Raw genomic sequence first — 23,935 nt, 5'->3', positions numbered from 1 at the left:
AAAAATTGAGACAGCAACATTAGATGATTATCCTATCATCCAAAATATGGCACGATTTTATGTATATGAACTCTCTCGTGACTGCGGTTTTATTTCAGAGGATTGGGCTTTGCCTCCCGATGGCCTTTATGAAAGCTTCGATTTTAAAAAATACTTTGAAGAGCCGACAAGAAAAGCCTTTCTGATTAAAGTAGGTAATGAATTAGCAGGTTTTGCCCTATTAAATCAAGAAGGAATTTACCCAGATACTATGTGGAATATGGGCGAGTTTTTCATTACTGCAAAGTTTCAAGGCAAAGGTTTAGGTTTTTTGGTTTCCTCTGAACTTTGGAACATGCATCCAGGCTTATGGGAAATTTCTGTGATTCCGGAAAATAAGCCAGCGCTTAACTTTTGGCGCAAAACTATTGCAAAAATTACAATGGGTAATTTCCAGGAAGAAATTAAAACAGTCAATTATGATCCACATCAGCCTCAGCGAGTTATTTTTCGTTTTGATAGTAATGTACAGAATGTAGGGGAACCTTTAGAAAGCAAGAAAGAATATCAAATCCAATTTGTTGATGAGCTTGATGAGACAACAGAAAACCGAATGACAAAGGGATTTGTTGCCTATGAGGCTCAGCATGGTATCGACGTCAATTATCGATGTTTTTCAGTGACTATTTCTTCTGCCCAAGGAGAAGTTTTTGGGGTGATTAATGCCTATACAGCATTTTCTGAAATTTATGTGGATGATATTTGGGTAGATAGCGCTTATCGTGGTAAAGGGTATGGTAAGCAGTTATTGCTTGCTCTAGAACATCATTTCAAAGGTCAGGGCTTTAATAATATCAATTTAGTGACTAGTGCATTTCAAGCGCCAGAATTTTATAAGAAATGCGGTTTTACAGCAGAATTTACGAGAATCAATAAAAAAAATCCCAAGTTAAGCAAAACATTTTTTGTTAAATTTTTTAATGAAGAGTTAGAAACACAAGGCATTCTTAAGGCGGTTCATAGTGAATAGAAGTCAGCTAGAAACAATCTGTAAAAAATTAAAGATAAACCAACCTTGTGACTTGCCTCAAAGAGTCTATGGCGGTCTTTTACATAAAATGTGGTATCTGGAGTGCAATGGCTCGCAGTTTGCTGTAAAACAACTCAATAGCAGGATCCAATTGACTGAAGAAGTTAAATCCCAATATGAATTGACAGAAGAGATAGCCTTCCTATTTTCCAAGCATACGATACCTGCAATCCATGCTCTAAAAATAGAAAATAATTATTTAATCCTTTCGGAAGATGAAGCTTTTCTTGTTTATCCTTGGATAGCAGCAAAAGCATTAAATAAAGACGCTATATCTGAGGTGCATGCACTTAAAATAGCTGCCTTTTTGGCAAAAATTCATTGTATTAATCTTAATGTCCCTGAACTAAGCACTCAAGAATTTGATATTCATACCAATGAAAAAATTAGTGTGTTAATAGACCAGTCAGCAAGCCAAAATTTGGTGTTTAAAGAGCAATTAAAAAGTAATCAACGAATTATAATTGAGCTTAATGAGCTCTATCAAAAAGTAATACCTATTTTACAAAGTAGTAGTGTAGTAACCCATGGCGATCTGGATCAAAAAAATGTTTTATGGGATAAAAATGATACTCCATTTCTCATCGATTGGGAGTCTGCGCGAAAACTTAATCCTACCTATGAAATAGTCAATTGTGCTCTTGATTGGAGTGGAATTACTACCCCATTTTTTCATAAATCTTTATTTATAAAAATGCTAAAAATATATGCATCATCTGGATTAACTATAAATCAGGATCATTTAGAGGCCGCCTTTTATGGTGTTCTTGGTAATTGGATCAATTGGCTGGTGTATAATATAGAGCGTTCTTTTAGCTCTGATAGCGAGCAGCAGAATATTGGTGTTGAACAGGTTCTTCAGGTTTTGCCTACTATTATTCAAGTCAAGGCGAGTATTACAGAATTAACTCAATTAGTAACACGTGAATTAAGAATAAACTGTTAACTTTATTCAACTTTGATTACCATATCGCACGAAATTAACTTAAGTTTCAAGGAATGCTTCATGATGAATACTAAAGCGCTATTTCCTCGTTTTGTTCCCATTCAATCGGATTTTACCCGCAATAGTGATATTGAACAGGTTGCAAAAATTATTAATGAATCTGATATACCGCTTCATCTTTTAGTTCATAATGCAGGAATGAAAAGCCCTCCACGTCCGTTAACTGAATATGATTGTGACAGTATTGACGCAGTGTTCCAGGTTAATTTATTAGCTCCCATGAAACTAACAGCACTTCTCGCGGTAGGGATGCCTGAGAAGTCTCGGATTTTATTTGTTACATCAAGGGCAGCCACTTTGAAACTTAAAGAAAGTTCAACATACTGTGCCAGTAAAGCAGGTTTGGATGAAGTAACGGCTATTGTGAGAAAAGAGTTAGCCGAGAAAAATATCGGTGTGTTTTGTGTTATTCCAGGGGAAGTGGATACAAGAATTCAAAAAATTTTAAGAGAAACAACTTCATTTCATTTGCATAAAATGTTTGATGAGGCTTATCAGTCCGGTCACTTAATAAGTCCAGAAACTTGCGGGGAATTCCTTAAATGGATTCTTTGCGGCTTATCTTTTGATGAATTTAAGCAAAGCAATATGCCAGTTTCTATCTATGAAGAATGGCATCATCCATTCTGGCTTAGAGATAAGAGTCAGCTACCTCCCTTTCCTTTCTAATTCATTTATGAATTTTTACGATCAGTTCCAATAAAAGATCAACTTCGGAAAATAGATGCTTCGTTTGTTCTGTTCTTTTTCAAGGTATATTTCTTTTATGGGGGATATGCCTTTACTCTTTCTTCAATTGTTTTCTCAAATAGATCCGATCATGTCCTTCTAGGTATTTGTTAATTGTTCCTAAATGCTGATAGCCTTGTTTTAAATAAAACCCTTCTGCCTGAAAAGAAAAAGTATCTAATGTTGATGCTGGAATCCCTCGTTTAATTGCTTCGACTTCAACGTTGCGTAATATCTCAGCACCAATACCAAGACCACGGTATTCTTCATTAACCCAGAGGACATCAACGTATATTGAGCTTTTATGAGCATATACAATAGCACCGCCAATAATAGTACCTTCGTTATCTTTCACATAGATTGAGTAACGCTCTGGTTTGGTTCCCGTAAAAGGAGCATTAAAATTTACTATCCCATCACGAATAATTTTATCTTGCTGTTCTAGTAGCTTGGGGTCTATAACAAGCTCTAGTTGGTAATTTGCGGCTTGATTCATGAGTTATATCTTCTAAAATTAGTTTGAATACAATAAATCATCGATAACTTCCATAGTAATTTCGGGTAGTTTTTGCGTTTGATCAATACTCTCTTGAATGGTTATAAGCGCTTTTTTAATGTCATCAGGTAACATCTCAGATGGTGCATTGTCGCCTGGCCAAGAAGCATCTCGAGTCGCTTTATCTGGCCAACGAGAATAGGCAAGCCACATACCATCGTTAGTTTTATGCAGGCAAGAACCTAACGCTCCGCGATATTGCACAAAATAGGAAGCGACCTGATGCCAGGCCTTTTGATACTCCATCTCAAGCCCAGGCTTAATAAAGGCTCGGTAAATAACAGCAAAACATTTTTTTGAAAGTCGTTTAAATTGTTCTAGTGCTTCTTCAGGTGTTAAATCTTGGTTCCCTAAAACCTCTTCTGCTTTGAATATGTTTATCCTTTTGGGAATTGAAAACTGGGAAGTAAAGTACATCTGATCAAGGCCTATTCCAAAAGCACAATGCTTATAACCGAGAACACGAAAGTAATTAATTGGTTGCTGGTTCTTATTAGCTAAGACGTAGTTTCTGAATTTGGGATTATAAAACCCATAAGTCATGTAATAATGAATACCTTGGCTTTCAAGATAGTGAACGATGTGAACCAAATTTTGGTGCAGTTTTTCAGGTGAATAAAGTTCAGTATACATCCCAGCTTTTTCAAACGTTGAGTGCTCATTCTCTGGATAAGGAGGATTCAGCGCCACAAAATCACCAGGTGTCGCGATCGAAATCACGTCCATAAAATCACCACTTCTGAATGAAACTTGATTTACATTAAGAAGGTTAGATACTCGGTCAATCTCACACAAGAACATTTCCAACGACAAATTTGCATGTTCAAGAAATCGATTGGCGTTTTTTCCTTCAAATAATTCACCTTCGCGATAGATAATATTCAGTTCTTTATCATAAAAAAGAATTCCTCCCCATGAATGATTGATGATAAAGGGGAGCAATAATGGTTTTTCCTCATCAGTTGTCTGGTTGTAATTCTCAATCACTTTAAGGAAAAAATCTTTCTTCGATAGGGAAACATCATATTTTTCTATTAACGCAGCATAAGAGGTTTTAACAAGCGTAGGATTGTCTCTAATTAATTGAAGTATATTAATCAGAACTTTATTGCTGTCATTGACAATATATTCTTCTGCAAGGCCAACCTCCATTGCAGCCAAGCTCCAAGAAGCAGAACCTGAAAAAGGCTCAATAGCTTTCTTGTATTTTTGGCCTTTATTATTCGCCAATAATACAGAGAAATGTTCATTCAACCAGCTGGTATCAGGGGACATATGTCCTGTTAAATCTGGAAGAGTGAGGTACCTATTTCCGAGGTAGTGGAGTGGTCCCCCATGATTTTGATTTAATTGAATAGTATTTGGGCTCATAATAACCACTATGCAGTAAATATAACTATGAAGCGGCACATCTTAACATGAAACAAACAATTTTTTTATTCTCTTGAATAAAATGACTATTGACCCTCACGTTGCGTGATAGCTTAGAATCATCAATTAAGGAGATGATGCTTATGAAATATTATCAAATTAAAGAAATCAGCCAAATGACCTCTCTTTCAATTCGGTCATTGCAATACTATGATGAAGTAGGTTTGTTAAAACCAACAAAGCGCTCTGATTCTGGCTATCGTTTGTATTCTGAAACTGATTTACTTATTTTACAACAAATTATCACCTTAAAATTCCTTGGATTCTCTTTATCTACTATTAAAGAAATCCTTGCGAATCCAAACTTTAATCTGGCCGCATCAATGAGCCTTCAAGCCCGCGAATTGAGTGAAAAGGCTAATAAAATAAATGAAGCAGCCTCTTTGTTAACGTATATTGCCAGTCAACTGGAAATAAACCAGCCAATCAATTGGCAAAGTAGTGCAAAAATTATTGAAATATTGGAGTTAAATACTATGAGCGATGCTGTATTAAAAAAATATCAATCCGTTAATGAATCAGAGTTAGGTAAAAAATCAGACTATGATTCCACCTATAATCCCAATCGACTCTATCCTATTCCCAGAGCAGGTAAGCGACAAGAAATTGGCATTGATCCTGCCCCCATCCTCCTTTTGTGGGTTTTGACTGCTGGAATCATTATGAAGTCTCTTGGCTCAACGAAAAAGGTAAACCGATGGTTGGGATTGGTGAAATTTTTTATGATTGTAACTCGCCCAAACTCATCGAATCCAAGTCATTAAAACTTTATTTTAATTCATTCAATAATACCAAAATAAAAAGTATTAGTGAGTTAGAAAATACAATAAAAAATGATTTAGAAGCACGTATAGAAGCTCCAGTTTCAGTTAAAATTTATCTTTTGGAACAAGCAAAACACTACGCTGTATCACAAATACCGAAAGGTGAGTGCATTGACCATCTCGATGTTGAATGCTCTGTCTATTTGGTTGAGCCATCATTTCTTAGTGTTCAAAACGAGTTAGTGGAAGAAAGATTGTATTCTAACCTATTAAAATCAAATTGCTTGGTGACTAATCAACCCGATTGGGGAAGCATACAAATTGCGTATAAAGGAAAAAAGATTAATCAAGAAGGCTTATTAAAATACCTTGTTTCCTTTAGAAATCATAACGAGTTTCATGAACAATGTATTGAACGGATTTTTGTGGATATTATGAACTGTTGCAAACCGGAAATATTATCAATCTATGGACGTTATACTCGGCGAGGAGGATTGGATATTAACCCCTATCGCTCCACAGAAAATAGTCCTTTTGGTAGAGAAAATATCCGGTTGGTCCGTCAATAATAGCGCTTTATTGTTCTATCCAAGCTCTTAATTTTCCAGCAAATCGGCCTTGTCGACACAGTGTTATTGATGCGATGGGGTCGATGCTTTTAATTAGGCGATACTCGCCCAACACCGCATGTATAGCCCAACATTGTTCAATAATTGCAATGATCTCAAGCAAATGCGCAGAGGACTCTATCGAGAGCCAGTTTTTAAAACAATCCTCCTGTAATTTCTTATATTGACTGCTTGGTAGTTTTAAATGTTCTGTTGCACGATACAAACAATTAACGAATGAGAAAAAAGGATGAGTAATAACAACTTCCCCTAAATCAATCAGCGTGGTTTGATGAGTATTGAGATTCACTAAGATATTTTTATCATGAAAATCGGCATGGCCAAAAGTATCAGGCACTTTGAAACTGGCTAATTGGTCACAAAGAATTTGTAATTTACTCTCTAAATTTTTTAATTGTTTTAATTCTTTTTGAGTTAATCCATCGCCAATTAATAACTCTTCTTCATTCATTAATTGGTTATAAAGTCTTGGCAATTGTTGCAGGCGCCAATCAGGGACGCCTAAATCAAGAAGGAGGTTTATTTTATCTGCTGAGTCTATCTGCAGCTTTGTGTAATGATGAATGGCATCAATTAAAAGGTTAGGTCTAAATTCCTGTTTAAAGACATCATGTAAAGGAATGCCAGCATCTTGCATTAAAAAACAGTTTAGTTCCTGATTATGAGCCAAGATTTGCGGAACAGGAGCATTGAATTGTTGCTGCAATAGCTGAATGACGTTGGTTTCTAATGACAATGCAGAAGGAACCTTCTTCAAATAAACCAATCCAAAGTTCGTTTGAAAGCGACACACTTCTGACCAAGCTGTATCGAGAATTATTTCGGGCTTGGTGGGTTCAATTTGAAATCCTAAATTGTTTAAGGCACTAAGTGCCCATTCTATGTGAGGATTCTTCATGATAGTTTCCTATGATCCTCGATCACTTCATGAATTGTGCGCAATGCTCTTTTTGCTTCAAAATTCATCTCTGTTTGTTGATTCACAAGGTACATCATTGATTTCCATAAAGCCCAGGCACGTCCTCGTTCCCAAGTCTTTGAGTCAAGTTCTAGTGTTTCTAAAAAAATGCTCCGACTTTTTCCTTCAAATAGTGTCCAGGCAATAGCAAGATCGCAAGCAGGATCGCCGATTGCGAGTTGGCCAAAATCGATAACCGCACTTAATTTTCCTTGAGAAAGCAATAAATTGCCAACACTCACATCACCATGGACCCATACTGGTGGATTTTGCCATGAGGTGGAGAGTGCTTTTTCCCAAACTTGTGTTGCAGAATGAAAATCTATATTGTCCTTCAAATTTTCGATGGCTTTGTGTGTCTCTGAATCATAAACTGCTAAATCACCACCACGATAAAAACTCTGGGGCCCAGCAAGAGGACCGCCTATTGAATTGATGCTCTGGAGCGCTTTAAGAAATAGAGCTAAATCATGTGCAAATTCAGGTAAATCATTAATGGGAGTAACCGCTGCTGTTTCTCCAGGAAGCCAATGATTAATGGACCACTTCCAAGGATACAGGGTACTGGGTTTTCCCATCGCAAGCGGTGCGGGTATCGGAAGAGGAAGATGTGGGGCCAATTGGGGTAACCATGCTTGCTCTTTTTCCACTTGTCCTGCGTATTCGGCGCTGCTTGGCATACGAATGAGCATTTCTGTACCTAGGTGAAAGGTTCTATTGTCCCAACCGCTATTGTTTACAGCTTGAATAGGCAGATGACTCCACTGTGGAAATTGCTGAGCAATGAGCTCGCGCACTAAGCTTTCAGTAATATTCATGGGTTGTGTATTTGTCATTGGTACACCATAAAATCGATATTCTACTTCATCAAGCAACTTGCCTGATTCACTTGTTTTGATGTATTCATCTTGAATGATGCCACCCATTTTTTCGGCAAGTTTGCGACTTGGGATATTATGTCTTACAACTGGATATTTTAGATAATCATAAACAAGATTAGTTTCAGCCCATGTTTTTAATAAATTAATTGTTTCAAAACCATAGTGAAATCCATGAGCACTTTTCTTTAACCAAATACCTAATTCGGGTGTTTTCGTATTCGCTTGGTGCAGGCAGGCATATCCTAAAAAAGCTTGGTTTTCTTCGTTTAAAATGACTAATGCGATTTCAGTGCCTTCCTGCATTTTGATTTGTTGTTCAGAAATATGCTGGTTAATTTCTTCTTGAGTTTTCGGAGCACTTGGCCACATATGTTCTGTAATTTCAGCGGTAAATTCTTTGCACAACTCTTCGGCATAGTTTAGTGAAATAGGGATTAACTGAAGTCGTTCGGATTTCAGGGCGAGATGCAGATAGTTGGGCATAGAATATTTACTCATAGAAATTGTTAGCAATGTTTTGCTTGTTATCTTATCAATCAGTGTACTCTCAAGTGAATGCTTGGAAGAAAAAAATACTGCTATTTTTCCCAAAATTAATTTTTCTGTTAGATTAGAATAATAATCCTATACTCAATACTCACGTAGTTCTACGTATTGATGCATCTTATGGTCTATTTGTATAATTATTACATCATTTAGTTTTAGGAGATAGTAAGAATGAATCAACCTCAACGAATTTTTATTGTTGGTCATCATGGTGCGGGTAAAGGATTATTAGCAAAGTCTGTGTCTCAATCATTAGGGTGGCGATTTGTCGATGCGGATTTGGGGTTAGAGTTCCATGTTGGACGACATGTGTGGGAAATACTTGGAGGCCCTGGGAGTGATGCTTTTTATGAATGTCAGTTTGATATATTAACTTCCCTTTGCACCCAAGAGCATATCATTGTGACAACGGATTCCAGCGTTGTTTTGTCATTAAAAAATCGTCAGTTATTGCACGATGAAATGACTGTATTTTTGGATGTGAGTACTCCGGTCCAAATCGATCGTACTGCACGCAATACTACAAGTTTATTGCCTATACCAAGTTTGAGCGATTTTTTTGAGCAACTACATGATGAGCGAGATAATTTATATAAAGAGGTTGCTACACTCACTATGCATGGTGATGATGGGAAATTAGAGGAGCATACACGTTGTATTGTGACGGCTGTGGTGGGGAATGAAGAAATGTTACCCCAAAAAAACCTAACATCAATTTTGGAGAAAAAAGATTTTACTTTATACCATAAGGAATTTCACACGAAAGTTGAGCTAACTGAACAACAAGCCATATACCTGAAGTTGTTGGCACAAGGAAAAACAGCTAAAGAAATTGCGCGTGAAACTCATGTTTCTTACAGAACAGTTGAAGGAATGATTGCTAAATTGATGGAGTCCTTAGGATGTTCTTCCAGTAAAGAACTAATTGCTTTATTTCATGAACAACCATGATTCTAAATGCATTCGATTGGCTTAGCTAATAAATAACTTTTTCGCGTTATTGGCATCAATCGTTCAATGGCGTAGCGCAGCATGGTTCTTGGCATTCGATAAGCATGGCTATCTAAAAATTCGATGAGGATAGCTTGGTTACGTTTTCCTACTTCTCGTAACATCCAGCCTACGGCCTTATGAATTAAATCATGATCGTCGCATAGCAGTTTTTCTGCAAGTTTAAGAGTGCAATCAAAATGATTATTTCGAATAAAATACCAAGTGGCGACAATGGCGATACGTTTTTCCCAAAGGTTAGTGCTTTCTGCAAGGGTGAAGAGGAGTGTTTTGTCCTTATCTAATAAATGCGCCCCAACAATCCAATGGGCTGAAGCGTCAACCAAATTCCAGTTATTAATCTGATTGATATGAGTTAAATAAAATTGAAAAATCGTTTGCTTGAGGTCTATATCTCCTTTTTGATAATGAGTTACTAACATTAATAGCGCTAATAAGCGTTCTTCATTAATAGATGAATACAACAACTCTTGTAACAAAGAAAAGGGTAATACGGTTTGATAACGTTTGGCGACTTTTCTTAATTCAGGGACGCTTACACCTATAAATTGGTCATGCTCTGCATAATCTCCCGGCCCCGTTTTATAATAGATTGTTTTTGGCTGCGAATAAGGCTTTTTAAGTAACTCGAGCTCGCTTCTAAGTGTTTTGAGTGACTCCATCATTTCGGTTTTATTTAGAGTTGTTGTCATAGTTAATATCTTATGTTAGTTATTTTATGCCTATGTATACTGCACTTTCATGAGGCGTTTTATAGAGCTCAAAATCAGTGAGGTAGATTCTTTCGTATTTTGGCTTTTCATTAAAATAGCTCCAAATAGTTTGCCAGGCATTAATGATTGCTGAGGGATTAGGCCCAATTGCTTTAAAAACCAGATAGTTGCCCGCGTTTATAGTGACTCTATCCAAGTGCGTAGCTTTGGATTCATTCACAATTCCTATCCCAGCAGTAACTGTATAGTACCCTGATGAGTCGGACTCATAATGGTGATACACGCCATAAACGGGGCTATCTTGTTGTGTTTTGATTTTTGAATCAAGAAATTGCTCCCAAAGATGAGGTATTCGTGCAGTTTTGGGATTAAAATCCTCTTCATTTTTTGTTCTTACACTCATTCCAGTTACTTTAAATTCTTGAATCTGGGTCAATTGGGGTATAATAACAGTCATATAAGGCTCCAAAGTAGAAGTTTTTAATTAATATAAGCCTGCATGGCATTGGCAATGATGCGTTTATCCGCTTCACTGATTTTTAATAGGCCAAAACGAAATGGGTATCCCCAATTCTTGGTATTTTTTGTCAATTCGAGCGATTCAATAAGCGTGTGTATCGAAACATCAATCTTTTTATTGGCCCAAAGTACATTTCGTCGAAATGGATGAAAACCATTACCCATATCCACTTGATAGGGCTCACCTGGTAGAACGATTCTAATTGCCGTAAATGCTTGCAGTTTTTCAATGCCTTTAAAGTGCAGCGTCGGCGAGTAATAAATGATGCAATCGTCCGCTTTTATTCTCTTTAGAGGTGCAAGTTTACCGTAGCAAACTTGCATAAACCCTCCTTCCACTCCAATTTGCACGTGGGACGCGCAGGCGACAGCCAGCCAGTTTTGGTTCATGATCCGTTCTTTGAAAAAAAGCGAATTCGATGACCATCTGGGTCGCAGGTTACAAACGTATAACCAAAATCCATCGGTGTTGGTTCTTGTATCATTTTAAAATTCTTAGTTTGATAATTTCTAAAAAGTTCATCAACGGCTTGCTCATCGGGAACCAAAATAGCGAGTTCGCTACCGCCACCTAATGCAGTTGGTGCAGGTAACGCAGAATTTTGAGACCATAATCCCAATCGCAAACCGGATTTTAATAAAAACATGGCGTAATCAGGCTCAGTGTGGATAGGCTGAGCATTGAGCAATTCTGAGTAAAAATGAGTACTGTTTTCTATATTGCTCACATAAAATAGAACTAAATTGGGGTCGAATGTCATGATTTTTCCTGTTTTTTATTTCGCTAAATTCATTGGAGAATATAAAACATACGGATGACAGTTTTTGTCAGCATCATTCAATAGGATTGGGGAATGTTATGTAGGGTGCGCCACTTCTTTAAAAGGGATTGTCGGCGTTCGGAATATTTTTGTTCTTTAATGGATAATTGAATAATTCTATCGGTTCTGAAGTGACGGAAGTCCTGCCTTAGTTCACACCAACCCACCATGAGATGCACTTCATCAAAAAAGCCGAGCGCGATAGGCCAGAGTATTCGTGTCGAATGATTGTTTTGGAGATCTTGATATTCTAATTCGATTTTTCGTTCTAAACGTATCGCTTTGCGAATGAGAATAAGATCACTATCTTTACTTTCGGCACATTTTCCTGGGGGAACTAAGAGTCCTGAAGTTTCTAGTTGGTGTTTTAATTCAGTAGGAAGGACTGCTGAAATTTTTGCAAGCACATTTTGAGCTGCGATTTTAAGTTGAGTATCCGCTCGTTGTGCAACCCAACTTGACCCTAGCACCATTGCCTCAATTTCATCATCTGAAAACATCAAAGGAGGCAACATAAAACCAGATTTAAGCACATAACCAACACCGGGCTCACCTTCAATGGGCGCGCCTAAGGATTGTAAGGTTATTATATCTCGGTACAGAGTGCGTAGGCTTACGCCTAATTCTTCTGAAAGTTTTTTGCCACTCACGGGTAATCGGTGACGTCGTAATAATTGAATTAAATCAAACAAACGTTCAGTTCGGGACAAGATACTGCTGCCAAATTATGCCAGTAGTATATCATGAATACTTATAGAACTAATAAGCTGCTTATTATGATTATTTCTAATAGTAACTTAATTTTTGGGACTAATGGATGCCTTCAAGAAGTGCTTTAAAACCACCTGCTATCGGACTAGGTTGATTGGGATAATAGGCCTTGTAGGCCTGGCGATCCACACTGAGCATAAACTGGTTAGATGCGAGTATATTCCAAAATAGCCGGATCTGTTTGGCAACAATGAATGCATTTAACAGTTGTTTTTCTGTCGCTAATCCTAGCCAATTTTCGAAGCAAGCATCTTGAAATTTCAGGTAGGTTGAATCACCTTCTGTTACTCCATGGTGAGTAATCGATTGTTCTAAACAGGTCTGTAACGAAAAAAATGGATGAAGGATAGCGGTCTCGCCCCAATCAACAAAAGTCATTCTTTTAGTAATTGGATCAAGAAGAACATTTTTATCATGAAAATCGTGATAACCAATGGTTTCAGGAATCTTAAAGCTTGCTAATAATTTGCACTGTGCTGAAAATTTCGGGCTTAGGGCGTGTAGTGTTTGTAATTCTTTATCGGTGAGTCCCTCTGCTTTTAAAAAAGTAGTTTGCTTTAAGATGTGATCATAAAGAAAGGGTAATTGATTTAATCGCCAATCGGGTACACCAAGTTTGAGAAACGTAGCGATACACTCTTCAGATCTGCGTTGAATTGTGGCATATTGTTTTATTGCTTGGCATAATAGCTCTGGCTTGAAGTTGGTTTTAAGCGTTTGACGCAAAGAAATACCCGCATCCCTCATTAGAAAACAATGTAAATCCTCATTAATTTCAATTATATCGGGCACATTGGCATGGAATTGGGATGACAATACTCGAATGATTTTGGGCTCATTAGATAGAAAAAAAGATGGTGGTGTTTGTTTTAAATAAAAATTCTCTGTTGATGTTGCAAATCGGATCACATGAGACCACGGTGTTGACAATACAATTTCTGGCGAGCGCTCTATTGAGTAGCCATTAGAAACCAGGTAATCGGTTCCCCATTTGAAAAGTGGTAGTAGATTATTCATTTTTGGAAGTTAAAATGCATAAAAAATGACGAGAAAAATATAAGTCTTACTTAACATAAAAAACTTCCCTTTAAATAGTTACCCAGAGAATATTATACATAAAAAAGCGAGTCTCAATAGAATAGTAAAAGCAGGATAAAATAATGGAACAGCAAGATGATTTACCTATATCCGGGGTATAAACAAAAGGATAATGGATTAATTCTTAGTTTGCTTATTCAACCCGGCGCCAAATGCAATCAAGTAGTAGGTGCTGTTGGAGGGGAACTCAAGATAAAAATCGCGGCACCTTCTATTGAAGATAAAGCCAACATGGAATTAGTGCGATACCTGTCTGTCTTATTCAAAGTCCCTAAAAGTCAAATTTAAATAAAGAGAGGCCTTCAGTCTCGACACAAGATCATTGAAGTCATTGGTTGTGGTGTTGATGCTCTCCAGTGGTGTAAAATTTAAAGAATGATTTTAAATAATGAGCCTAAATGCTGGATACAACAATAATTGAGAGCAATTGGCGCTCTCGTGGCTTTAGTTTTGAGCTTTGGGAAGATCCCCCAGGTCAAATTTGGAAGGATTTTAACCATGGGCAATAAAACGTTAAAACCTGCTATTGGAGAAGAAGTATTGATTCCAGCAGGAGTAGATCATACGGTTCAAACCAGTTCCACCACAGGGAGCCGTTGGTATTATGGTTACAAAGTAAGAAGGTAAGGAAATGACACAAAAGAAAATATCATTAGAAAATGATGCTGTTCTGCAATTCATTGTTGATGAATTAATATCTTTACATCATTGCCATACAATTATTTTATATGGCTCGCGCGCACGAGGAGACTTCACAGTAACCAGTGATTATGATGTTGCAGGGATTAGGGAAAAAGGAGATAAGCAACGAATTGCACGCTTTGATGAAGCACATCAAGTTTATCATGATATTTTTGTTTATCCAGAGAATGCTTTTGATTCAATTTCTGATGAACATTTATGTATGTCAGATGGCATCGTTGTTGTTGAAAAAGCTTATTTTGGCACAGAGTTATTAAAAAAACTCTCTGCTTTTTTAATATTGCCTGAGTCCCTCCCTCCTGATGAAATTACAGCACGTAGAGTGTGGTATCAAAAAATGCTGGCAAGGGCGTATACTAGAGATTTAGAAGGGAAATATCGCCATATTTGGTCAATCTTCACAATTCTAGAGGATTATTTTGTATTCAAAGAATTGCGTTATCAAGGTCCAAAAAAAGCATTCAAGTATTTAGAAACACACGATCCAGAGACTTTATCATTATTTGATGAGGCCATAACGAATATCGATAATTTGAATGCCTTAAATAGGCTAATTACAAGAGTTATAAAGAGTGACAAAACGTAGGATAATTATGCCAGAATTAGATATTGAAATTATCAAAGATAATCCAGAGTATTTCTTGTGAAAAGGCATCTATTATTCTTATTTAGAGTGCATAGTAATGAAATTTAATATTTATATTAAAATTTTGACTGCGTTCTTCGTGATTTTTTTAATTCTTGTTTTGGCATTTTTTAAATATTTAAAGTCAGTTGAGACAAAGATAATTGTTAATGCAGGACAAACGATGTCACAAGGACTTTTAATTAGTTTAGAAAAAGAGTTAATTAATAATCCGAAATCAAACTGGGATGCAATAATAAAGAAAAAAACAGATAATCTTATTCATCTTATAGTAATCGACAGTCTAAAACTCACCCTGAAGCAGAATAATCAATTAAATAATGGTGAAATCATTTTTTTATCAGGTACAACCTATCAATTTCTAAACGAGGTAATTGTAGAACATACTGCGTATAAAAAAATTGGTAATACCCCGTATGCATTAGCTTACAATTTTTCAGATCCTGGCGAAATTATTTTTAATTATATGAATCCTGTTTTAATACAAATCGTTCAACATTTATTATCAAAATCAAAAAATACATGGAGTAATGAACTATTACAGTTAGAAAAAATATATGGTTTTCCTCTTCATGTTTATAAAACTAAAAGTAAACACTTACCAGGTAATATAATTAATTCTTTATCAACAAAGCGTTTAGTATTTGAAACCAATAAAAACTCGTCACAAATTGTTATTCTCTATTATAGTTTTAGTGGTGGAATACTCAAAATTGGCCCACTAAGCTATCTGCCCGTTATGGCAAGAATCAGTGATGTTATGTATTATTTTATAGGGACTTTCTTTTTTTTATCCCTTTGTCTTATTGCCTTTTTTTCATTGCTTTTTGTTAGAAATATGAAAAAGGTGTATCAGATAACTAAAAATTTCAGTCAAGGGAACTTTGATTTTCATCGGAAAATAGGTACCACCTCTATTTTGTATGGGCTGTATGTAAATATCATCCACATGGGTGAGCAATTAAAAGAACTGATTGAATCACATAAACAATTGTGCCGGTTTGTCGCGCATGAAATTAGGACCCCTTTGTCAACCATACAAATGGCGACGGATAGTATCAAAAGGAAAAATGCTGAAGATGTATTACTCAATAAACAGCTAAACAGCATACAAGAAGATATTGCAGATATGAATCGCCTCGTCAGCACTTTTTTGATTTACTCAAAAATGCATTCAAACGAATTGAAATTAAAACAGTCTGAGACCGATATAATAGTATGGTTAAGAAAGCTATTAGAGTCTTATTCTTCATCGACATTTGAAATTACATTTCATACTAATGAGTTAAATTCTTTGAAAGCATACATAGATGAAAATAATTTAAAACATGCTGTTACCAATTTGATTACAAATGCTATGAAATTTGCAGAGCACACTATTTCTTTAACCATTTCGCTGGATAATAGTCATATTTTAATTCACGTAGACGATGATGGCTCAGGCTTGCCGGATGATGGTGCGGATGACATTTTTTCTGAATATACAATTGCCGAAAACTCCGGAATTGGAGATAAACATATTGGGTTAGGATTAGCTATTGTTAAAAAAGTTGTTAATCTCCACGGAGGAAAGGTCATGGCTACACAATCACCGATATTAAAAGGTGCTCGATTCACCATAGTACTTCCAAGATATTCTTAGCGATTAAGATTTTAGTTTTGGAAGTTGGCCCCAACTTTAGCATCTTTTGAAGTATCGATCTCTTGTTTCATCTCAACCAGTGCGTCCATAACCGCTGTTAACTGGAGTTTTGCATTTTCAAAACGTTTAGGGATGAATTCATCTTCCTCGCCATCAACCACTTCTCCAGTTCCAATACCTTTTTCAAGAGCACTGATAACCATACTAAGCTCTGATTCAAACGCCGATAATAGTTCATTATTCCCCTTTGCAGATTGCAAGATTCCATGCAATTTTTCCACTACATCTCCAGGAATATAAAGAGTGCCTTCACTACATTTGCTATATTCACGTTTCGCAATAGGTAATGAAAGTAGTTCATCAGCCTTGTGTTGACTCATCTGAAATATTTGTCTAACAGATTGTTTTAGTTCTAAGGGAGTTGGTGGCGAATTGCTAGATTTCAAAGATGCGAGAAGCTTATCACTAGCAGTCACTCGTCCATCTTTGCTATGTTCTTGCGCTGTCTCGATAGGAGTCTGTCCTTTTTCATTTCGCACTTCAAGACTAGCACCACACTCTATTAACTTTTTAATGAGATGTAAGGGCTCTTTTCTATAATTATAAAAATTCTGTACCGCATAGTGCAAAGCCGTCATGCTTTTTTTATCAGTACTATTAATATCAGCGCCATGTTTTAATAATAAAGCAATGACGCCATCATTACTTGGGCCACCAATAAGGACTTTTCCACAACTTACCATTGCCAGGTTTAACAAAGCTTTATTAGCTAGAATTGACTCGAGCAAGTCTTCATGACCTTTAAATACAGAAGGTTCTTTTAAACCTAAGAGAAGTTCTAGTACATCTCTATGTGTCAGTTGTTCTATAGGATCCGCCCGACCTAAGATATCACGGACACGGTTTAAATAATTTTCTTGTTCTTTACCTAATATTTGGTTTTCCTGTTCAACAAACTTTGCAACATCTTCTCCTTCAAATCGCAATTCTGGAAAACTATCAATTTTCTTTAAATCTTGAATGCTTAGAATATCTCGATTTAAAGCGATTTTTGCTATCAGTTCATCGGCTTCGTCTTTACCTAGAATTGCACGGGCATATTCTAGGGTGTTAACTTTTAATTCTTTAGCTGTTTGTGTTGAGGCAAATAAAGATTTTCGAACGGCAACTTGATATTCACCATGATGAAAAATAACACTGTTTCCAGCCTTCCAAATATTTCCTGCCATCGATGTGATAGGGGATGCCGGCGAAAGGGATCGGAAGCCGGTCTGTACATCTTGCGCATCCCATGGTCCAGTTCCACCAAACGTGATTTCTGGATGTTTCACTGACACTCTTTCTAAAAATGTTTTTTCCTGTGAGTTTGCTGCAGCATTAAGTTGATTGTCTGTATTACAACCTTCTAAAGTCACAAAAACTTCACCATGATGTGCGGGCAATGCTCGTTTAAAACCATGTAATAAATTATCAAAATTATCATCATATAACTGCTCACTTGGGCCATGGCAATTACCCATACCATATTCGCCACCACCAGCATGGCCCATAATAAATAATTTTGGGTTTTTCTCAAATATATTGTCTAGTTCTTCCGGTAAGTCTCGTTTGAGTTCATCCAAACTACTATAGATTTTTGGGGATTTATCACACTGATCGAAAAAATAATACTTCAAATCAGGGCCTTCTAAATAGACGCCAATTGGAACAAATTGCTTGAACCGTTGTTTTAAGTGAGGATTTATCACCACACCTCTCTGATTTTCAGGCAGTGGATGATCTGGATCTGGTTTATATATTAAGATTTCTATTGCAGCGTCTTTCATGGCTCATCTCGACTATTACTTAAAATAATAGGTTGATTTTATCAAAAACACTCGGCTCATATGTATATATATTGTACAAGCGTTCTAAAATGATACTTTTGTCGAGGGTAAATGATTATAGATTTGCGATATATTGGGTGAAGCTTTCATAACTGGACGAAAAATCCCAAGGTCGAGGCAAAAGAATTTTTCACTATTTTTGATAAGTCTTACATAAGATTGGTGGCTGAGATCTATATTTATTCCCAAGCCGCTGATACAAATATATATCCTTTTTTATGAATTGTTTTTATACGATAGGGCTTTTTATTATTATCATTCAATGCCTTTCTTAAACGTGATATTTTTAAATCGATACCTCTATCAACCCCATCATATTCATGCCCAGAAAGAGCATACATAATGCTATCTCGACTCAGCAACCTATCATGGTTCTTAACCAACAAAGCAAGCATTTCAAAATCACTGGTACTTATTGAAATTTCTTCATCAAAGAGCTGAACACTCTTAGTACTAAAATTGATAGAAAAATTGCCAAAGTGAAATTGATTTTGATTATTAACTAAATTGGGTCGACGTAACAATGCCTCTATTCTTGCTTTCAAAACCTCGTCTGCAACAGGTTTAGTTAAGTAGTCATCTGCTCCTAAATTTAAAGAGGATACTTCACTTTCAATATCATTAATTGCTGTTAGCATGAGTATTTTCCCCAAATACTCATCTCTAATGGTATGGCATATTTGATCTCCATTCATGCCAGGAAGCATTATATCTAATATTACTAGGCAAGGTTGCTCACGAATGATGCGATAGACCGATCTATCACCACGTTTTTCAATAGAAACATCATAACCTGCTTCTTGTAAGCTTTCTTTGAGGTAATTTGCTAACTTAACGTTATCTTCTACAAGCAATATTGATTTATCTTTCATTCGTTCTGTCTAAGCCTCTTTAAATAAGAAAACTCTCTAAACAAATTTAGTCTGAATTGATTTTTAAGTTCAGTGTTACATAGATATCAGTAGGTAAGCAAACACACGGCGCATCCGTACATTTTATATACAATTGATCTGTTTTAACTCGATATAATGATAGCTAATGGGCGAATCTGTGGAGATAAATTATGAGCGCTTATGTTAAAAATTTTGATGAACATAAAGAAATCAAATCTTCACGTGACATTTGCAAATCATTAAAACCTGTTCCCACAGCGTATATGGACAATAAACATTGTGAGCATTGCTATCCCGAAAAACGTTCTCATTTTCGAAGAAAATTTTTTAATTTATTCCATTATTTTATATTCAATCCATTTATCTATCTTTTATCTAAACTCTTTCTCCTATCAGAGCAGGATTTTTTACGATTCAATAACCTATTAAATCAGTTGGTCATTAATATTTTCCAAAAAATAAAACTATATACCAAGACTCAGACCATTGATAGGAAACAATTCAATAACAGTGTCCTTGCATTTTGGGATGAAGCACAAAAAAGAGGGCTAGAGCTGTATAATTTTAAGGAATCTAACTTGCATACTCTGTATTTTAAGTTGGTCTACAATAGGAAAAAATATTATTTCATACAGACTCCAATCTCTCTTATTTCTCAAAAAAATACACGCTTTGATGAGGATACTAAATATGATAATAAATGGAGCCTCAAGAAAAAATTATTAGATAGCCAAATTCCCTGCCCCTTAGGGAGGGTTTTTATTTCCAGCAAAAACGCCTACAACTATGGTATCTCATTGGGATTTCCTCTTGTGGTTAAGCCACTATCTGAATCTCTAAGTATTCATACTTCATGTACTATTCAAACTCCAAATGAATTAAAAGAAGCGATAAAAATAGTAAAGCAGGTTGATTTTCGCGTGCTGGTTGAAAAACACATTCCTGGTGATGTTTATCGGTCATTAATTATTAATGATTCATTAATCGCTTGTGTGAGACGACAACCTGAGAGCATTGTTGGCGATGGTGTAACTACACTTCAAGAGTTAATTGATAAAAAAAATAAAGTTACGTGGAAAGAAGGACATGGTGAATATCCCTACAAAATTACTCGAAATAGCAACTTAATGAAAATTTTGGCAGCCCAAGGAGTTGCTCTTAATACGGTAATAAACAAAGGACAACAAATCTTTATTGCCAAAAAAGTTACTATGAGTAGTGGTGCAAAAATCAGTACTGTTATCGACCTGATACATCCTGAGAATAAACTGTTATTGGAAAAAGTACATAAAATACTCAATATACCGCTTACAGGTCTTGATTTTATTTGTCAGGACATTTCTCTTCCATGGCATAAGCAACAATTTGGAATTATTGAAAATAATAGCTTCCCTTACATTGAATTACATCTCAATCCATCTGATGGGAAAGGAATTAATGTAGCAGGTAAAATTTGGGATTATGTACTCGATGTTTTAAGTCGAAGAAACGAGCAACCCAATTAATGTACATTATATATACAATTGGGTTTTTTTAACTCGGTATAATAACAGATAAGTAAATCTTTATTCGGATGAAACCATTATGAACTTGCACTGGAGTATTCTCATGAAAAAAGACAAAGAACAACATCAGCCTGTCCTTGAATCCATAACGGCAGATGAACCCAAAACCTCCTCTATAGCATTAGCTTTACAACAATTTAGAAAGGAAGCAGAAAAAAAAGAGGCTGCTGAGGAAGGTGCAAAAGTACGCTGCGGGACTTGTTTTAAAGAAATCGCACCTAAGCGCCTTTGTTCCGGACATGGCGCAGGTGGTAGCGGAGGTGATAGTGCCACCTCTGATAAGAAGACATCTGAGGAAAAAGCGAGTCCTGGTGAAGTTAAATTCCTAACTAAACCTGGCAAAGCAGTTGGGTCTGAAGATGAATTGGTAGGCGTGTTTGGTTCAGAAGAACTTGATTTAGAGTCTGGTTTTGACCCAGAAATAATTGCGGAATTGATCGCCAAAGGATTATTGCTGGTTGATAGTGATCGCGTATCAATGACTCTTTCAATTAAATTACAATGTGAACCTAGTAAATTAACTGAAGAACAAAGAGAAGAATTAAAAAAATTCATGGAAGCGATTATAAAAGAATTCAATGAATTTAAAGAAGAAAATCATCTTTCTGATGATTGCATACAAATCCTTCAAGATGAGGAGGGAAGCATATGTTCTCTTCGCATTACCATGCCCACATTAGCTTTATACGATGCATTTATTCAACAGCTAGCAAATAATTTAGTGCCCGTACCCAGTCCGAAAGCACAAGAAAGAGATGAGGTAACGAAAGAGCAAGGCCTTACTGCAAGTCCACTTTCAAGAGAACCAAGACCGTCTAATAAAAATCAACTCTCCAAACAAGAAGCTAATGAGGAGATACATAATACATCTGAGGATGGGGAACAAGAAATTTTTAACCCATCTCCTTTTAATATGAAGCCATGGTAATAGAAGTAGGTGTTTATTGATTTTTGAAAAGAACTTTAATTTCAAGGCCCCATTTTATTTCCAATAAGACAATTACGTAATTGGGAAATACCATTTCATGCTTTCTCAAGACTGAGCCCTTAAGTTTCGATATCTACAAGATCATTGAGGTCATTGGTTGCGTGTTAAACTGATACAGTGGATAGTTGATTTATAACGGATATTTCTTTTTATGGTTTTCTTATTTATCTGATTGAATGGTGTAGCTTTTTAGGCTATGATTGAAGCTTAGTTGGCTTCAACATAAAAATCATGTTTGATACTTCAATATTGTTTTCTGAATATCGGCGGCGTGTGCTGGCACTTTTATTGCTGCATCCTGATGAGCGTTATCATGTCCGAGAGATTGCGCGGTTAACGAATACCACAGCGGGTACACTTCATCGAGAACTATCCAAACTTGCTAAATCCAAAGTACTTCTGCGCGAGCAGAGCGGTAATCAAGTTTATTACCAAGCAAATCGAAATTTTCCTATTTATACGGAGCTTTCAAGCATTTTAAAGAAAACGTCTGGTTTGGTGGATGTGTTGTTTGATTTTTTAACTCCATTAGCTGAAAAAATTGAAGTAGCTTTTGTTTTTGGCTCGGTGGCCAAAGGAACCGAAAACCTTGGAAGTGATATTGATGTGCTTATTATTGGTGAGGTTGATTTTACAGAAGCAGTTGCAGCTCTTTATGCTGCCCAAGCGAGTTTAGGGAGAGAAATTAACCCCAAAATATATTCCAGGGAACAATGGAAGTCATCTTTACAAAAACAAGATCTTTTCATTCAGGAGGTTTTAAATAATCCCAAGCTATTTATTATGGGAGCTGAACATGACCTTGGATAATTTAATTGGCATCAGCCTGGAAAAAATACCACCTCACCCAGATACCATAAATCGGCTTTTGCATGCTGCTGAACGTAATATTGTGGATTCAAAAATTGACTTGGTTAGCGCGGAGAATCGCTTTGATGCTGCCTATAAAGCAATTATGCAAATAGCAAATGCAGCACTTCAATCTCATGGATATCGAACCTTGACTTCTAAACCAGGACATCATCAAACGATGATTCAGTTATTGCCTCAGACTTTAGGTATTGATAAAAAAACAGTGATTATATTGGATGCTATGCGTAAACAACGCAATATTGCAGATTATTCTGGCGATATTATTCCTGAGAGTGCAGTAATAACTTGTATTGCTCAAGCAGAAGCATTGTTAAAGGATTTTAAAAAATGGCTGAGTGTTAATGATGGAAAACAACAGTGATGTAAAGCAACAACTCAATGAATGTCTTGAGGTACTAACAAAGATTTTAGGCGCAGAGCTTTTGGGAGTTATCTTTATGGTTCTTATCTTATAGGTGGTTTGCAAAAATACAGTGACATTGATTTATTTGTTGTAACAAATCGTACCACAACGTCAAAAGAAAAGATGGAGTTGACTAACCATCTACTCCAAATATCAGGCATTTACATGAAAAGTACGAAGCCACCTATAGAAATGACCCTTGTGGAAAGGGTCGCAATTAATCCTTGGATTTATCCACCCCTTTTTGATTTCCAATATGGCGAATGGCTTCGCTCATCATTTGAAATGGGAAATTTTGAACCATGGTCTGATCGTGCAATGCCGGATCTTGCGCTGATTATCACGCAGGTCTTATTGAAGAGTCATACATTGATGGGGGAAAGCCCTAAGCAACTATTAGACCCGGTCCCATATAGCGACTTTATAAACGCGATGCTTCATGATCTTGATAGACTTTCAGCGGAACTTGAACAGGACACTCGAAATGTATTACTAACCTATGCACGGATTTGGAGTACATTAGAAACTAATGAGATTCGATCGAAACCTATAGCAGCAGATTGGGTGATTGATCGTCTACCTAAAATGTATCAGCCCGTGATGAACAGAGCGAAACACATATGCATTGGTTTGGAAGATGAATATTGGGATGATATTAATGTGCTTGTAAAACCCTGTGCTGATTTTATATTAAGTAGAATTATCGATCAAAAGTTATCAATAAATCTAAAAGATCCTTGCGCCTTAATAAGGCTAACCTAGATAGCGGGGCAGGAGATTATATTTGCCATTAGTATTATTTCAGTAAGGTTCATTCAGTCATTTCCAGGTATTC

General features: G+C 36.3%; 25 protein-coding genes and 2 pseudogenes. 15 read left to right on the top strand and 12 right to left on the bottom strand.

Translation table 11 applies throughout. The features are described 5' to 3' along the window. The 3 genes from Lani_RS16365 to Lani_RS16355 all read left to right on the top strand — a co-directional run. Positions 1-1,009, top strand: a 1,009-nt coding sequence (locus tag Lani_RS16365; protein WP_058388712.1) for a GNAT family N-acetyltransferase, incomplete at its 5' end; no start/stop codon positions are given. After that, positions 1,002-2,015: an aminoglycoside phosphotransferase family protein gene (locus Lani_RS16360; RefSeq protein WP_014845042.1), complete on the top strand. Its 1,014-nt coding sequence runs from the start codon at positions 1,002-1,004 to the stop codon at positions 2,013-2,015. The genes Lani_RS16365 and Lani_RS16360, both read left to right, overlap by 8 nt. Before the next feature lie 60 nt (positions 2,016-2,075). Beyond that, on the top strand, positions 2,076-2,744 hold the full coding sequence (locus Lani_RS16355; RefSeq protein ID WP_014845043.1) for an SDR family oxidoreductase: 669 nt from the start codon (positions 2,076-2,078) through the stop codon (positions 2,742-2,744). Positions 2,745-2,856: 112 nt separating this feature from the next. Here Lani_RS16355 and Lani_RS16350 read toward each other — a convergent pair whose 3' ends face one another. Both Lani_RS16350 and Lani_RS19940 read right to left on the bottom strand, forming a co-directional pair. Beyond that, positions 2,857-3,300 carry a GNAT family N-acetyltransferase gene (locus tag Lani_RS16350; RefSeq protein ID WP_014845044.1) on the bottom strand — a complete coding sequence of 148 codons (444 nt, stop codon included), beginning with the start codon at positions 3,298-3,300 and terminating at the stop codon, positions 2,857-2,859. A gap of 18 nt (positions 3,301-3,318) precedes the next feature. Further along, on the bottom strand, positions 3,319-4,731 hold the full coding sequence (locus Lani_RS19940; protein WP_019350465.1) for a DNA adenine methylase: 1,413 nt from the start codon (positions 4,729-4,731) through the stop codon (positions 3,319-3,321). Between the two features lie 134 nt (positions 4,732-4,865). Here Lani_RS19940 and Lani_RS20950 point away from each other — a divergent pair. Together Lani_RS20950 and queF are read left to right on the top strand one after the other, a co-directional pair. Continuing rightward, a pseudogene (locus Lani_RS20950) lies at positions 4,866-5,027 on the top strand (MerR family DNA-binding transcriptional regulator); the annotation flags it as partial. Positions 5,028-5,267: 240 nt separating this feature from the next. Further along, positions 5,268-6,124 (top strand): annotated as a pseudogene (gene queF / locus Lani_RS16340) (NADPH-dependent 7-cyano-7-deazaguanine reductase QueF). A gap of 7 nt (positions 6,125-6,131) precedes the next feature. Here queF and Lani_RS16335 read toward each other — a convergent pair. After that, positions 6,132-7,082 carry an aminoglycoside phosphotransferase family protein gene (locus tag Lani_RS16335; protein WP_014845048.1) on the bottom strand — a complete coding sequence of 317 codons (951 nt, stop codon included), beginning with the start codon at positions 7,080-7,082 and terminating at the stop codon, positions 6,132-6,134. Then, on the bottom strand, positions 7,079-8,506 hold the full coding sequence (locus Lani_RS16330) for a GNAT family N-acetyltransferase (protein ID WP_019350464.1): 1,428 nt from the start codon (positions 8,504-8,506) through the stop codon (positions 7,079-7,081). Before Lani_RS16330 ends, Lani_RS16335 begins: the two co-directional genes overlap by 4 nt. A 234-nt stretch (positions 8,507-8,740) precedes the next feature. Between Lani_RS16330 and Lani_RS16325 the strand changes: the two genes are divergently transcribed. Then, positions 8,741-9,520, top strand: coding sequence for a shikimate kinase (locus tag Lani_RS16325; protein ID WP_014845050.1), 780 nt, complete (start codon positions 8,741-8,743; stop codon positions 9,518-9,520). A gap of 2 nt (positions 9,521-9,522) precedes the next feature. Here Lani_RS16325 and Lani_RS16320 read toward each other — a convergent pair whose 3' ends face one another. The 6 genes from Lani_RS16320 to Lani_RS16295 all read right to left on the bottom strand — a co-directional run bounded on the left by Lani_RS16320 (position 9,523) and on the right by Lani_RS16295 (position 13,421). After that, positions 9,523-10,272 (bottom strand): DNA alkylation repair protein, encoded by a 750-nt coding sequence (locus Lani_RS16320; RefSeq protein WP_014845051.1) that lies wholly within the window; start codon positions 10,270-10,272, stop codon positions 9,523-9,525. A 19-nt stretch (positions 10,273-10,291) separates the two neighbouring features. Then, complete coding sequence (locus tag Lani_RS16315) at positions 10,292-10,750, bottom strand: GyrI-like domain-containing protein (RefSeq protein WP_014845052.1); 459 nt, start codon at positions 10,748-10,750, stop codon at positions 10,292-10,294. 23 nt (positions 10,751-10,773) lie between these two features. Further along, complete coding sequence (locus Lani_RS16310) at positions 10,774-11,202, bottom strand: EVE domain-containing protein (protein ID WP_014845053.1); 429 nt, start codon at positions 11,200-11,202, stop codon at positions 10,774-10,776. Then, positions 11,199-11,573 (bottom strand): VOC family protein, encoded by a 375-nt coding sequence (locus tag Lani_RS16305; protein ID WP_014845054.1) that lies wholly within the window; start codon positions 11,571-11,573, stop codon positions 11,199-11,201. The genes Lani_RS16310 and Lani_RS16305 overlap by 4 nt, the downstream gene beginning before the upstream one ends. 77 nt (positions 11,574-11,650) lie before the next feature. After that, positions 11,651-12,343, bottom strand: a complete 693-nt coding sequence (locus Lani_RS16300; RefSeq protein WP_014845055.1) for a helix-turn-helix transcriptional regulator — start codon at positions 12,341-12,343, stop codon at positions 11,651-11,653. Positions 12,344-12,443: 100 nt separating this feature from the next. Continuing rightward, positions 12,444-13,421, bottom strand: a complete 978-nt coding sequence (locus tag Lani_RS16295) for an aminoglycoside phosphotransferase family protein (RefSeq protein ID WP_014845056.1) — start codon at positions 13,419-13,421, stop codon at positions 12,444-12,446. Positions 13,422-13,577: 156 nt separating this feature from the next. On the opposite strand from Lani_RS16295, the gene Lani_RS16290 reads away from it, so the two are divergent. The 4 genes from Lani_RS16290 (at position 13,578) to Lani_RS16280 (ending at position 16,492) form a co-directional block, all read left to right on the top strand. Further along, on the top strand, positions 13,578-13,790 hold the full coding sequence (locus tag Lani_RS16290; protein WP_014845057.1) for a DUF167 domain-containing protein: 213 nt from the start codon (positions 13,578-13,580) through the stop codon (positions 13,788-13,790). 210 nt (positions 13,791-14,000) lie between these two features. Then, positions 14,001-14,129, top strand: coding sequence for a hypothetical protein (locus Lani_RS21065; protein WP_255464427.1), 129 nt, complete (start codon positions 14,001-14,003; stop codon positions 14,127-14,129). 4 nt (positions 14,130-14,133) lie between these two features. Beyond that, positions 14,134-14,790 carry a nucleotidyltransferase domain-containing protein gene (locus Lani_RS16285; protein WP_014845058.1) on the top strand — a complete coding sequence of 219 codons (657 nt, stop codon included), beginning with the start codon at positions 14,134-14,136 and terminating at the stop codon, positions 14,788-14,790. Positions 14,791-14,887: 97 nt separating this feature from the next. Then, the gene (locus tag Lani_RS16280; RefSeq protein WP_014845059.1) at positions 14,888-16,492 is read left to right on the top strand and encodes a sensor histidine kinase; all 1,605 of its coding nucleotides are present in this window, start codon (positions 14,888-14,890) and stop codon (positions 16,490-16,492) included. 11 nt (positions 16,493-16,503) lie between these two features. On the opposite strand, the gene Lani_RS16275 is transcribed toward Lani_RS16280, so the two are convergent. Continuing rightward, positions 16,504-18,318, bottom strand: coding sequence for an ankyrin repeat domain-containing protein (locus Lani_RS16275; RefSeq protein WP_014845060.1), 1,815 nt, complete (start codon positions 18,316-18,318; stop codon positions 16,504-16,506). A gap of 239 nt (positions 18,319-18,557) precedes the next feature. Then, on the bottom strand, positions 18,558-19,250 hold the full coding sequence (locus tag Lani_RS16270) for a response regulator (protein WP_014845061.1): 693 nt from the start codon (positions 19,248-19,250) through the stop codon (positions 18,558-18,560). 191 nt (positions 19,251-19,441) lie between these two features. Here Lani_RS16270 and Lani_RS16265 point away from each other — a divergent pair, with 191 nt between their 5' ends. The 5 genes from Lani_RS16265 to Lani_RS16245 all read left to right on the top strand — a co-directional run bounded on the left by Lani_RS16265 (position 19,442) and on the right by Lani_RS16245 (position 23,862). After that, complete coding sequence (locus tag Lani_RS16265) at positions 19,442-20,776, top strand: hypothetical protein (protein WP_014845062.1); 1,335 nt, start codon at positions 19,442-19,444, stop codon at positions 20,774-20,776. Positions 20,777-20,879: 103 nt separating this feature from the next. Then, positions 20,880-21,764, top strand: coding sequence for a hypothetical protein (locus tag Lani_RS16260; RefSeq protein WP_014845063.1), 885 nt, complete (start codon positions 20,880-20,882; stop codon positions 21,762-21,764). Positions 21,765-22,055: 291 nt separating this feature from the next. Continuing rightward, a complete protein-coding gene (locus Lani_RS16255; RefSeq protein WP_014845064.1) occupies positions 22,056-22,634 on the top strand; it encodes a nucleotidyltransferase domain-containing protein in 579 nt (192 codons plus the stop codon). Next, a complete protein-coding gene (locus Lani_RS16250) occupies positions 22,621-23,058 on the top strand; it encodes a DNA-binding protein (protein ID WP_019350461.1) in 438 nt (145 codons plus the stop codon). The genes Lani_RS16255 and Lani_RS16250 overlap by 14 nt, the downstream gene beginning before the upstream one ends. 207 nt (positions 23,059-23,265) lie before the next feature. After that, positions 23,266-23,862 (top strand): aminoglycoside adenylyltransferase domain-containing protein, encoded by a 597-nt coding sequence (locus Lani_RS16245; protein WP_019350459.1) that lies wholly within the window; start codon positions 23,266-23,268, stop codon positions 23,860-23,862. Positions 23,863-23,935: the final 73 nt, after the last annotated feature.

Source organism: Legionella anisa (genome assembly GCF_001467525.1).
GTDB classification, from domain to species: Bacteria; Pseudomonadota; Gammaproteobacteria; order Legionellales; family Legionellaceae; genus Legionella; species Legionella anisa.
This window is presented reverse-complemented; position numbering and strand designations above follow the sequence as displayed.